We start from the raw sequence: 12083 nt of genomic DNA on the forward strand, positions 1-12083 counted from the left end.
AGGGCTGGGACATGGATATTCTCCTGGCGGACGAGGCCCGACCATTCAGGCCGCTTGCCGCGTCCCCTTCCCCACCCCCTTCCTCCTTGACCGCAGCAAGTCATTCCAGTCGTTGAAGCCTGCGGGCGGCCAGATCGTCTCGATGGTGCGGCCTGGCACGGCATGAACCTCACCGGCCTTGGATGCACCGATGCGCCCGGCCTGATCGTTGTCGGGCAGCAGGATCAGGCGAGTGACGGTTTCCGGCACGGCAACGTGGGGGAACCGTTCGCTGCCAAGCGTTGCCCAGACAGGGAGACCCAGAAGGATCATGGCCGAAAGGGCCGATTCCACGCCTTCGGCAAGGCCCAGCACCTCAGTCGCCGGTACGAGCAAGACCGCCCCTCGGCCCGGTTGCGCAAGAGAGCGACGCGGATGGGTAAGGTCACGGGCGCGGCGCGGTTCCTGCGTGTCGAGGAACGTCCGCTGGAGCGCGACGAGGCGGTCATCTTCGTGGATTGCGGCGAGCATGGCGGGACGGAATGCCGCCAGCTTTCCTCGCCCAAGCGGCGTGCGGGGGTGATATCGCAAGACGGAAGGTGTCAGCGGGATCACGCGGCGGCGGAGGTAGGTCTGGGCCGGTGTTCCCGCGATCGGTATGGCCTCGTCCCACAAGTCCTGTGCACGGCGTCGAAGCCAGGCCGGGCTGAGGGGCGAGCTGGGTGATCCGACGAGCCTCTCGCCACCGGCAGGGATGCTCATGTCGAGACCCCGGATTGCCCGCATGACATCGATGGTCTCGCAGCCTGCGAAGCATTTGAACAACAGGGCTGTCCTGCCCACCCTCACCGACAGGCTGGGCGTTTCGTCCTTGTGCGCCGGGCACCGGCACATTCCGCCGCCCGGCGTCCATATCCCGCCAAGCCGTTTGACGAGATCGGCCGCCTCAGTTTCGAGGTCTCGATAGGTGCGTATGATGGACGATGCGGGCATGGCTGCTCCCCGACAGAAACATGCCCTTCCCCCTCACCTCCTCCAGCGCTTCACTGGCAGGTTCGACTATCGGTGAGTTTCTGCACCAGGTTGGCCGACCTTGCAGCCGCCGTCTTTTTTACACCCAACTCGAGCGCCCGTGAAATACAAGCGCCCTGCAGGCCGATCGTGATCGACCTGCAGGGCTTCGGGGATTACTCGGACTTGCCGCGTCGATCTGTGGCTTGCCGGCATTTCAGCGATAGGCCGGTGTCAGCGTCTTGCGCTCCTTGCGGGCAGGCTTGGCCTTGGCACCGTCTTCGGATATCGCAGCCCCACCACTGGATTTTCTGGATCTGCCCTTTGTCGGCTTGGTCGCAGCAGGTGCGACGGCTGGACTGGCTTCGGTGGCCTCGGATGCTTCGAGCGGAGCCGGGGTTGCAGTAGCATCGGCCAAAGTGGTCTCCGCCGCCGGTTGCCTTGCCATGCGCCGTTTGGGGGCCGGCTTTTTGGCTGCGCCCTTCTTTGGTGTGTTTGCTGCTTTTGCCGACTCCGTCTGAGATGTCCTCTCAGCCTCGGACGCCGGTGCCGGGCTGGCGTTCGGGGTTTCCGGAGGTGCCGGGACGGCATCGGCGGCATTCACCGGTGCGGCGCTGGCCGCGGCGCCCTTAACGCGAGGTCGCCGGGCAGGCGCTTTCGGGACAGCAGTGGTTTCAGCGCCGACAGCCTTCTTCGGCGAAGCCGCCTTCTGCTTCGAGGTGTTCTTGCTTGGAGCAGCCTTCGCTTTGACCGGCTTGGCAACTTCTTCTGTGACTGCAGGTGCCGGTGCATCCGCGGGCTTGCTCCCTGCACCGGCATCCTTGGCACTGGCGTGCATCCTGGTCGCCACTTCGCGACGAAGCTTGGCATAGGCTGGCGCGACCATTGGATAATCATCGGGTAGATTGAAACGAACTCTGTATTCGGTCTCGGTCAGACCATGCTTGGTCAGGTGCCGCCTCAGCATCTTGAATTTCTCGCCTGTGATCAGCGAGACGATGACATTCGGGTCGGCCAGCGATTCCTCGATCGACACCGCGACTGTATTGGTAGCTGAAGCCTTTGGCGCGGGCTTGGGCGCCGAGGGTTTCGTTTTTGGGGTCTTGGGCGGTGCAGCCGGTGTTGCCGCGGGGTTTGTTTCAGGCGCAGGTGCGGCCTCGGGTTCAGCAACAATCTCGGCCTGCTTGCCTGTCAGCTCGACGGTTTCTCCGGCCTGAACTTCAAAGCCGGAAATCGCCTTGAATACATCACCGAGCAATGTCGGCAGCTCGGCAGCGCTGAGCTTGTTGTTGTTCACAAACGCCGTAACCAGATCAAGCGAAGCGCGGCGCGCGTCAAAGTCGTCCATAACTGTCCATCGGGAAATTTGGTGCAAGGGGCGGTGAACACGTGCTGCCCCGCGTCAGGTTGAATGTCAAATTGCGGCGTCCCTGGCCGCCATCCGTGCCAGAATTTCGGATTCGACAATGCGGTATCTATGGAACGGCGGAACCTAGCCCGGTAACAGGAAGCCGTGAACACACTTCCTTTCAGACAGATCGGCATCGTCGGAACCGGCAGGGTCGCGCGGGCACTTGCGCTCGGTCTGCAAAACCATTCATCGGCGCCTCTCATGATATGGGGACGCGCACCTATGAAGTGCCGCGAGGCGGTTGGACATCTTTCGCACGCCCAGGCTGCCGGTTCACTCTCCGACATCGTGGATTCATGCGACGTGATTGCCATTGCGGTTACCGATGATGCGATCCTGGAGATCGTGCACACAATCAGCGAGGCCGGGGCGCTGAGCCAAGCCCCGGTCGTCTTCCACGTCAGCGGCGGAAGCGGCACAGCGGTGCTTGAACCTTTGCGCCAAATGGGCGCGAAGACCGCGGCAATCCATCCTGCCATGACATTCACGGGCGAGCCGGAGCTGGAGTTGGAGCGCATGGCCGGCTCGCGCTTTGCCGTCACCGGTTCAAGCCCGGAAAGCTCCCAACTTTCGCAATCCATCGTGGAAGCGCTGGGCGGAATTTCCGTCGAGATCCCGGAAGATTGTCGCGCTCTTTATCATGCCGCGCTGTGCCACGCCGCGAACCATCTCGTTACCTTGTTCGCCGGTGCCTCCCATGCTTTGCGCGCCGCAGGTGTAGATGATCCTGCAGGTCTGCTTGCACCACTGGCTCGCGCAGCCCTGGATAACAGCATCGCCAATGGATTTGGCGCATTGTCCGGACCCGTATTGCGTGGAGATACGGAGACCATCCGTCGCCACCTCGCGGCACTGGAAGGCGATTGCCCCGAATTGCTCCCCACCTATCGCGCCATGGCGCTCGCCACTGTCGACGAGCTCGAGCGCCGCTGCGACCCGCTCGACCGAGCTAATTTGCTCAGCCTTCTCGGCAAGTAATCGATGGTCTCGCATCAAGTGGGCGAATTGAGCAATCTCAGGCCCAGTGCCCGACATCCCACCTACACCACATAGCGTCAATCGCCGATGGGCCTCGCCTTGAGGGCGCCGGCTCTCCACACTGGCTGGTGGCAACCCAGGCCAATGTGCCGACGCTATGTGGAGAACCGCCATGAAGCATGATGCCGGGCTGGATGTCAGCCAGCAAACGACCTCGATCTGCATCGTTGACGAGGAGGGAGGTATTGTCGCGGAACGGACGGTAACGACATGCCCCGACGTGATAGCCGCTGCCCTCGAACCATTCGCCCTGACACGCGCCGGGCTGGAGACCGGCCCCTTGTCGGTCTGGCTGTGGAACGGACTGATGGCGCACGGAGTGCCGATCGTCTGCATGGACGCGCGCCATGCCAACGCAGCCTTGAGGATTATGCCGGCCAAGACTGACCGTAATGACGCTGTAGGCCTCGCGCAGATCGTGCGAACGGGCTGGTGCAAGGGCGTGCATGTAAAGTCGGCTTCGAGCCATGAGGCCCGCGCGCTGCTCGCCACGCGCAGCCAGTTCGTCCAGATCCGAGGTGTTTTGCGCACCTTCGGCATCGTGTTCGGCAAGCGTGTCGGCGGCTTCGCCAAGCAGGCCGAGGAAATCGTCAGCGGCGAGTTGGACGCATCGCCAACGATCCGTACTGTGGTTGAGCCGCTGATGAAGGCACGCGCGGACATCCTCGCCCAAATCCGGGCGCTTGATGCCAAGGTTCGCTCGACCGCGCGCAGCAATGCCACAGTGCGGCACCTCATGACCGTGCCCGGGGTCGGCGTCGTCACTGCGCTCGGGTTTGTTGCCACTATCGACGATCCCGCCCGTTTCCGGCGATCATCGAGCGCTGGCGCCTATCTTGGGCTCACGCCCAGAATTTATGCTTCAGGCGAAACCATGAAAGCGGGCCGGATATCCCGACGCGGCGACGACTTTCTCAGACGGAGTCTCTACGAGGCCGCCAATGCGCTGCTGACGCGCATCGACCGGTTCTCGGCGCTCAAGAGCTGGGGCCTGCGCATCGCCAGGCGCGGCGGCATCAAGAAAGCGAAGGTCGCCGTGGCCCGCAAACTCGCCACCATCCTCCATGCCATGTGGACGACGGGCGAGGAGTTCCGCTGGTCGTCCGCAGAGAAGGTGCAGGAAGCATGATTGCAACCCATCGTACGTTACGCTGATGTCAACGGAATCGTCCGGCCAGGACGATGGCGCAGCCAAGGCCGATCCCACGGATGCGAGCACCGGTAGATATGGACGACCACGAAACATTTGCCTGCTGAACCTGTCCAACGCCATGCTGAGGCAGCAACAAACCGCCGACCTCGAAGAGAACCATGAGCCTGGTCGCCGATATCCCATCACAACAGCTTGACGAATGCGATTAGAGAACCCGCGGGACACGATCCGGACAACCGTGAGCCACAAACATCGGGACTATCGCGACTGTCGGTAGTGGGTCAGTTTGAAATCTGATCCTTCCTTTTGTATAGCTCGCGCTTACCTCGCTTTGCTTCGGCCTCTTCGACGAGCTTGGCAATTTCCTCGATTTCCCAAAGCCGATCCGCAACGCCTGCGGCCATCGCTGGCGTCATGCGCAGCGTCTTGTGCTTGCGGACGAAGTTGTAATACATAACGTGCAGCGCGACCGCGTGAGCGTGGTTCTCAACCTTGTTCGAGAAAGCGTCGGTCAGGCGGGTAAAACGACGCATGTGCATCCGCATGGTCAGGTTCTGACGTTCGACATAGCTGGTGGAGACGTGTGCGTTGTCGGGCTTGCCCTCAACAGTGCGCTTGCGGATGCCAGAGCATTCCGCCGGGCTGCAGCGAACTTCGCTGCTCTTGCCATCTTCGGAGCCGTAGAGCTTCACGAGCTGGGCATAGTCTACGTCTGCACCGAACGCGCCCTCGACGGCCTCTAGATAGGTGCGATGGCCGTCGCTGGTAAGCTGAACGCGGGTGGCGAGACGCGAGGCGAGATCGTCCATGAACCACAAGGCATACTCAGCATCGCGACCACCTACGAGATAGGACAGGACCATCTTGCTGACCGCGTCGATCGCGGTCCACGTCCAAGTATCACCAGCCCCTTCGGGAGTCGGCTCGGCCGTCGCAACGTTCTTCTGCTTGGCGTAGGTGAAAGACCAGATTTCGTCGACTTGGACGTGAGCCGCGTTCACGTCGCGAACGTTAGCGCAGTGGTAGGCATCGCAAGCCTTGCCCGCGTCCACCAGCAGCTTCGCCACAGTGTTCTTACTAGCGCCGGTCAGTCGCGCAATCGCACGGATACTCATGCCTTCGCAGAGAAGATGCAGGATGCGAGCGCGCTCTTCGAGGGTGAGTTTGTTCATGCAATTTCAATATGAGCGCTCTTCCATTTAGTCAAGCATTAAGGTCAGTTTGGTGCGACTCATCAATTTGGAGTTGCAGCATGGAATCTCACCGTGCTACAAGGCGCCAAATGAGGATCGTGTTTGCCAATGCTGAGCTTGCTTTGATCGAGACGGACCAGGCGGGGGAGACCCGACTGGGGGTGGCTGTGATCAAATCGACCCGGCGAAAGCTCACGGTCCTCCGAGCGGCGATCGATGATCGTTCACTCAGGAATTGGAAAAGCCTGCACTACGAAAAATTGAGGGGGGATCGGGATGGTCAGCGGTCAATTCGGTTGAACGATCAATATCGATTGATCTTCGAGTTGGATGAAGAGACCGAGCCGCAGACCGTCACGATATTAGAAATCGAGGATTATCATTGATGGCCTACGCCACGCCACCGCCGGTCGATCATCCCGGCACATTCATTAAGGAGGAGCTTGAGGACCGGGGTTGGACTCAGGCCGATCTCTCGTACATCCTACACATGGACGTGAGTCAGCTGAACAAGTTGATCAAAGGCGCTACTTCGATCACTCCTGACACAGCAGTCGCTCTAGGCGATGCCTTTGATATGCCTGCGGAGTTCTTCCTCAACCTGCAGCAGCTCTATGATCTTCATAGAACCCGCAAGGCCGACCCTGGAGTGAAGGCCAGGGCGGCTTGGGTGTCTAAGTTTCCCGTACGGGAAATGATCAAGCGCCGCTGGATCGAGGACGCTGAGCCAGACTTGCTTGACCTGCAGATGCTCCGCTTCTTCGGCAAGAACAGAATAGAGGATATTCCGTTTGTCAGCGATGCCCCGCTCCTAGCCCATGCTGCGAGGAAGCAGGATTACGCCGGCACCACCGAACTGCAGTATGTATGGCTCAACCGCGTTCGGAAAATGGCAGAGCAGATCGAGTGCCCCCTCTATTCCGAAGAGGCGTTGCGCAAGAACCTGCCGTCCATACGGGAGCATATGCATCTCAAAGATGACCTGATCCATATCCCGGAGATTCTGCATAAGAGTGGCGTTCGCTTCGTGCTGGTCGAGGCGTTGCCCGGGTCGAAGATTGACGGTGTGTGCGTATGGTTGGGCGGTCAGCCAGTTATCGGTATGACCCTTCGATTGGATAGGATTGATAACTTTTGCTTCGTGCTCATGCACGAAATCACCCATGTCTTGAATGGCGATGGCAAGGAGTTTTCATTCGCCCCTGTCGATAGCGATACGGGCAACGACGTTGCGATGGATTGCGAGAAGGTGGCTAACGACGAAGCTGCTGAATTTTGCGTGCCCCGCGCGCTGATGGACTCGTTCATTGCCCGCAAAAGCCCATTTATCTCGCGCGACGATGTATTGAGCTTCGCCGCACGGCTGGAAATTCATCCCGGTGTCGTCGTCGGACAAATTCAAAACCGGACAAAAAAATGGAATTGGCTTCGTGAATACCAGATCGGTATTCGTGAATATCTTCTGGAATGGAAGCACAAGGATGGTTGGGGACACTTCTCCCCAACTGGCCTGTAGGAGCAGAAAATGGCCGACTACAATGAGCAGGTAAATCGCCATTGGGACGAGTGGACTGCTGAGACCGGGCAGGATTCAGGCGACCCGGACGACTTCATCGATTGGGCCATGTCCAAAGGCAAGCTCGCAATGAGGCCGCAGGATGTGCGGCGCGTTATGCGCAAGCAGGTCACTCAGGCCCTAAGGCAGGCGAAGCGTTTCGACGAAGAAGGTGGCTTCACGTACCGAGCCAAACAAAGTGTGACGCTGTTTGAGAACGGCGTGGAGACCAAGCACTACTTCGACACCGATACAGGCGGAACGCCGACGAAGCGCCAGCGGTCAGTGAGGCAGCGCCGTGAGGCAATCGCACATGACGTGTATCGTGCGCACTGTGACGTGGAACGGATGAACAAGAATTTTCCAGACGATCCGCAATTGCGGTTTCATCTTGAATTCCAGGATGACGTTGCGGAGCTTCGCGCGGCCGAGCAAGCAGACCGCGACAAGGGCAAGGACGTTGCCTAGCTCTGCTTCCACCGAGCAGACGCGGCAATACTCGCAATTTCTGAGCGTTGTGCTGGGGTCAGGGCCTTAGCTCGCGCCGGGCCGCCGACCATCCCCGCTTTGGATGCCCGCTGTACGGTAGGGCTCTGTTCCGGCTGGTCAATTTCACCCGTCGCAATATCGATCATCATCTTTGCGAGCTGATTCGGATCGCGCGGGCGCTTCGGCTTGGTCATTTAACTTGTGCCCCGCATTGCTCGCAAAAAATCTTGGCGCTCTTATGCTTACTCATTGGAGACTCAACCCGGAAACCGGGCGTCACCGACGAAAAATGGGTCCGGCTATCGCTAGCGAATGACCAACCCTCATATTGAAATGCGTCCGCAGTTCCGGTCGCGCCACACTGCGGGCACGTAAGGTCCATTTCCCATCGGTCAGTCGCGCTCATATACCCAATATAGCGCAACTGGCGTCAATTTGCAGGGCTGATTTCAAACTGACCCACTACCCAATCTTTTTAGGCGGCACGCCCGGCATTACAAAATATTCACCGCCGTGTTTTCAACAAAACCATTGTAAAACAGCCGCCTCGCGGGAAGGCAGGCCATACAACTCGCACTCGTAAGCGGTCGCGGCGGCCACATTTCGTATTCAGGGCTCTTGCCTCGCTATTTCCGGCGACGTTCCGTCAGTCGGGATGCACCGTTGTTGTCGAGGGAAGCGTAGCAAGCGCAGCACGACGCTCCGCCATTTTCCGCGCAATGTCGCGCAGCATGATCCCCTGATAGGAAGTGCTTGCCGTCGCGACATCGAGCGGCATCGCGCTGGCATGAAGAATGCGTCCGATTTCGCCGAAGATCCGCGGATCGGATTGCGGAAACTGCTGCAGCGCGCGCAATTGCGAACGCAGGGCTTCGATATCGTCGCGCCGGGATGTCAGATTTCCTCCCCCGTAATCGACCAGCTGCGCGCCCGAGCCTGCAACGGCTTCGATCTCGCCGCACAACCGGATCACTTCGGCAATCAGGTGGACCTTACGCTCGTGCTCCTCGTTTCGGGCTATCCTGCGGAGCTTGCGCGCGTTGCGCTCCTGACCGAAGGCGATCCATACAGCCGCGATGACGGCGCCGGCGCTCGCCACCGCCGACGCCCAGTCTGCGGCATTCCCCCAGTCGATCGCGAGCGGACAGAACATCAATCCTTCCTTTCCAGAACGGCCTTCCAGGCCAGGCCCGTGCTCGGCGGGAACAGCTCGTCGACCGGCATCATGTCATAGGTGCAACTCGTCCCGGTCCGGGTGAAGTTGGATGCCTGGATCCCGACCCAGAACAGGGCCAGATTCTTGTCCGCCGTGCAAAGCTGGATGGCTTCGCCGGGAAAGTAACCCAGCATCGCGATGAACAGCTCGATCGCTCGCAGGTCCGCGAGCGCGTTGTAGGCATCGCCGTCGGTATAGCCGTTGCGGAATTTCAGTAATCGTTTGGCCGGGCTCTTCCCGTTGGGAACCGCGACGGCGCTGAGAGCGGCGAGGACGACCAGCGACTGCTGCGGGACATTATAGAGATCGGCGGCGACAATAATGTCGTTCCATCGCGCCTCGATGTCGGCCCGCGCGACCGGCGACGACAATTTTGGCGCGAGATGGCGCAGAAAATGCTGCTTGTTCGCCAGCGACGAGCGGGCCTCCCCGATGAGACCGAGCGCGCCCTTCAGATGTTCGGGACCGACGGTAATTTCGGCCCTGGGCAGCGCCGTGCGCAGCTTGGCCTCCACCTCGAGCATCTGCGCCTCGGCTTCGGCCGGAGTGGGAAGGCGCCGCCGATTGCCTTCCATCACGAACAACAGCGGATTGATGCGGACGGGCTGGTCGGCGAACAGGTCGAGGAAGTCCTGTTCGTAGCGGCGTCTTCGTCCGTTGTCGAACCTGCCGACGATTTGGGTGACGACGTTGCGGTCGACCATCATGGTTGTGTTCTGGTGGGTGACGGCAAAGGCCGAAGGCAGCCATCCGCCTTTGACGAGCCCGATCGCGCAGGAGGTGAAGGGGCTCTCCAGGGTCGCAGCCGCATTGATCACTTGCCCGGGCTCGGTGCCCTCGATCGTCGTTTCGACGAGAGTGGCGTTGCGCCAGTTGAGCGGAATCGTGAGGGGCCTGTCGAACCGCGCATCGCGCAGGCTTGCAAAGTCGAGCGGCTGCACCTGTGCATTGGCGAAGGCGATCCGTCGCGGTGTGCCGCCGTCCGGCCCTTCGAGTTCGGCAAGCACGAACATCGGATCGCCCTCTTGCGGGCCGTTCGAGCCGGAGTTCTGCAAACGAGTCATCGGCGCGGCGGCGTCCATCCGCGCCTGACGATGACGCCCCGCCCGCTCAGTTCATCCGCCAGGGCCGGAACGCGCAGCAGGTCCACGGGCGGTGACGCTCGCAGGCGGACGAAAGCGCGATCGAAGATGGCGACGCAAGGCGCACCGGTAAGGCGCGAATCGAATAGGAGCCCGTCCGCGCGCGTTCGTCCATGCAGCGCCTCGGCGAAGTCCTGGCCGGCGAGATGCGCGCGGCTGCCTTTGACGTCGGTATCGATCCCGAGGTCGTAGGCACCGGGTCCGGTCAGATCGAGCAGCATTAGCGGCGCGGCCGTGCTGATGGCAGTGGCGCACAGGCTTTCGAGATAGGGCCGGTGGAGATAGCGCCGCTCTTTGCCCACGAACCGGTCGCGGATCACCGCTTCGGCCAAGGCCGTGGCAAAATCCCGGGCCGCGTAGAGAACGCGGAACGACCGGCCGGGACTGGAAAAGCGGCTCGAACCGAAACCGGGATCGCAAGGCGTCGCGCGATGCCGGTCAGGAATAATGCGCGGCCAGTCGGCCAGTTCGACCGGCCCCGTCCGCGCCGCAATGCGCCGAGGATCGAGTTTCACTGATAGTCCAGCGCGCCTTCGGCCGCGCGCGCGACCTCGTCGATCTTGCCCTTGCGCAGCCCTTCGATCGGCTCGGCATTGTCGGTGTGACGATTGGGCGTCACCAGCCAGTCCCAGGCCGTCTCGTCATCGCCGAAATGGGCGCGGACCCGGTCGAGGCCCTCGATCGGGGCGCGGCGCTCGAACTGGCGTACCGGATAGACATAGTTTCGCACGCCCTTGCGGAACGCCAGGACCTTGTGCGCGCGGCGCCAGTTGTCGAGCGAGGCGCGGGCCACGCCGAGACGTTCGGCCATGTCGCCGGCGCCGAGCAGTTCGGTTTCGCCCGCCTCGCGGCCGTCGTCCTCGACGGTGATCGCCTCGAGCCTGGCCCTGCCCTCGGCCCTGGTGAGCAATTGGCCGAGACCGCCACCGGTGAGCTTGCGCGCGTCCCCCGTTTCCTCCAGCACGCGCCGGACCAGCCGCTCGGGATCGGGTCTGGAGCGTTGCAGGGCATTGGCGAGTTTGAGCAGCGTCGCGGCGCTCAGCGTATCGAAGAAGGACACCACCGCTTCGCGCGCATCCTGCCGGGTCTTGATCTGGGTCTGGGTCATGGACGTTTCCTTCATGTCCAAGATAGCAAAGTTGTCCAATTTGTCCAGAGCGACGAACATCTACGGTGGTCGGCAAGACCTGCTCTCGGGTCCAACCAAGGCCAATCCGGGCCGGTCACTCCGGACCGGCAACGCAGGGCAGGCTTTACCCTGTCGGGGCCCGGATGGCTGGGCGGACAGGACGGGGATACGCCTTGGGGAGAACCGGGCGACGACAGTTTGTTCGATCTTATGGGATGGACGCCTCCCGCAATCGGGCCGAGCATAGTGCCACAGCGACCAAGGCGAGGAGTTCATCACATGCAAATGTTGGCGATCGATTTGGGAAAACAGTCCTTTCATATCTATGGGATCACTGGCGATGGCGAAGTGGTTTCGCGTAAGGTCAGCAGGGCAAAGTTGCCCGATGCGGTGACCAAGTTGCAACCGCAATCGGTCGCGATGGAGGCTTGCGCCAGTTCGCACCATTGGGGACGGGTCTTCGAGGAGCTGGGATACACGGTACACCTGATCCATCCGCGCTTCGTGAAGCCATTCGTGAAGGGCTCGAAGAATGATGCGGTCGATGCCGAAGCCATTTTTGAAGCTGCCAACAGGCCGACGATGCGGTTCGTGCCGTTGAAGAGTGTCGAGCAGCAGGATCTGCAAGCCCTACACCGAACGCGCGACAGACTGATCGTGCAGCGCACAGCGCTGATCAATCACACTCGCGGCCTTTTGGCTGTGGACCGGCGTGCAAAAGGAACCCCGTAGCGGGTTGATCGGCGTCCAATCGGGACCCCTCATTC

The 12083-nt window shown here is 61.1% G+C and carries 13 protein-coding genes and 1 pseudogene; 6 read left to right on the plus strand and 8 right to left on the minus strand.

The genetic code is table 11. The features are described 5' to 3' along the window. Positions 1–45: 45 nt before the first annotated feature. Together IEX64_RS23245 and IEX64_RS23250 are read right to left on the minus strand one after the other, a co-directional pair. Positions 46–972, minus strand: a complete 927-nt coding sequence (locus tag IEX64_RS23245) for a DUF7146 domain-containing protein (protein WP_188823749.1) — start codon at positions 970–972, stop codon at positions 46–48. A gap of 235 nt (positions 973–1207) precedes the next feature. Then, positions 1208–2338 (minus strand): MucR family transcriptional regulator, encoded by a 1131-nt coding sequence (locus tag IEX64_RS23250; protein ID WP_188823751.1) that lies wholly within the window; start codon positions 2336–2338, stop codon positions 1208–1210. Positions 2339–2503: 165 nt separating this feature from the next. Here IEX64_RS23250 and IEX64_RS23255 point away from each other — a divergent pair, with 165 nt between their 5' ends. Next, positions 2504–3379 (plus strand): Rossmann-like and DUF2520 domain-containing protein, encoded by an 876-nt coding sequence (locus IEX64_RS23255; protein ID WP_188823753.1) that lies wholly within the window; start codon positions 2504–2506, stop codon positions 3377–3379. A gap of 172 nt (positions 3380–3551) precedes the next feature. Then, on the plus strand, positions 3552–4568 hold the full coding sequence (locus IEX64_RS23260) for an IS110 family RNA-guided transposase (protein ID WP_188823755.1): 1017 nt from the start codon (positions 3552–3554) through the stop codon (positions 4566–4568). 305 nt (positions 4569–4873) lie between these two features. Here the strand turns inward: IEX64_RS23260 and IEX64_RS23265 are convergent, their stop codons facing one another. Next, positions 4874–5764 carry a helix-turn-helix domain-containing protein gene (locus tag IEX64_RS23265; protein WP_188823757.1) on the minus strand — a complete coding sequence of 297 codons (891 nt, stop codon included), beginning with the start codon at positions 5762–5764 and terminating at the stop codon, positions 4874–4876. Positions 5765–5844: 80 nt separating this feature from the next. Between IEX64_RS23265 and IEX64_RS23270 the strand changes: the two genes are divergently transcribed. The 3 genes from IEX64_RS23270 to IEX64_RS23280 are packed head-to-tail and all read left to right on the plus strand — an operon-like array spanning position 5845 to position 7808. Next, positions 5845–6171, plus strand: coding sequence for a type II toxin-antitoxin system RelE/ParE family toxin (locus IEX64_RS23270; RefSeq protein ID WP_188823759.1), 327 nt, complete (start codon positions 5845–5847; stop codon positions 6169–6171). After that, positions 6171–7301: a HigA family addiction module antitoxin gene (locus tag IEX64_RS23275; protein ID WP_188823761.1), complete on the plus strand. Its 1131-nt coding sequence runs from the start codon at positions 6171–6173 to the stop codon at positions 7299–7301. Before IEX64_RS23270 ends, IEX64_RS23275 begins: the two co-directional genes overlap by 1 nt. Before the next feature lie 9 nt (positions 7302–7310). Further along, entirely contained in the window at positions 7311–7808 is a 498-nt protein-coding gene (locus IEX64_RS23280) for a hypothetical protein (protein ID WP_188823763.1), read from the plus strand. Here the strand turns inward: IEX64_RS23280 and IEX64_RS23285 are convergent. The 5 genes from IEX64_RS23285 to IEX64_RS23305 form a co-directional block, all read right to left on the minus strand. Beyond that, positions 7805–8023 carry a hypothetical protein gene (locus IEX64_RS23285; protein ID WP_188823765.1) on the minus strand — a complete coding sequence of 73 codons (219 nt, stop codon included), beginning with the start codon at positions 8021–8023 and terminating at the stop codon, positions 7805–7807. The two genes, IEX64_RS23280 and IEX64_RS23285, sit on opposite strands and share 4 nt — an antisense overlap. A 452-nt stretch (positions 8024–8475) precedes the next feature. After that, on the minus strand, positions 8476–8982 hold the full coding sequence (locus tag IEX64_RS23290) for a hypothetical protein (protein WP_188823767.1): 507 nt from the start codon (positions 8980–8982) through the stop codon (positions 8476–8478). Then, positions 8982–10109 (minus strand): hypothetical protein, encoded by a 1128-nt coding sequence (locus IEX64_RS23295; RefSeq protein ID WP_188823769.1) that lies wholly within the window; start codon positions 10107–10109, stop codon positions 8982–8984. Before IEX64_RS23295 ends, IEX64_RS23290 begins: the two co-directional genes overlap by 1 nt. Beyond that, a complete protein-coding gene (locus tag IEX64_RS23300; RefSeq protein ID WP_188823771.1) occupies positions 10106–10702 on the minus strand; it encodes an RES family NAD+ phosphorylase in 597 nt (198 codons plus the stop codon). The genes IEX64_RS23295 and IEX64_RS23300 overlap by 4 nt, the downstream gene beginning before the upstream one ends. After that, positions 10699–11295 carry an antitoxin Xre/MbcA/ParS-like domain-containing protein gene (locus tag IEX64_RS23305; protein ID WP_188823773.1) on the minus strand — a complete coding sequence of 199 codons (597 nt, stop codon included), beginning with the start codon at positions 11293–11295 and terminating at the stop codon, positions 10699–10701. Before IEX64_RS23305 ends, IEX64_RS23300 begins: the two co-directional genes overlap by 4 nt. Positions 11296–11595: 300 nt before the next feature. Between IEX64_RS23305 and IEX64_RS23310 the strand changes: the two are divergent. Continuing rightward, positions 11596–12018: pseudogene (locus IEX64_RS23310) on the plus strand (IS110 family RNA-guided transposase); the annotation flags it as partial. Positions 12019–12083 lie beyond the last annotated feature (65 nt).

Origin of the sequence: Novosphingobium indicum (genome assembly GCF_014645195.1) — a bacterium.
Taxonomy (GTDB): Bacteria; Pseudomonadota; Alphaproteobacteria; order Sphingomonadales; family Sphingomonadaceae; genus Novosphingobium; species Novosphingobium indicum.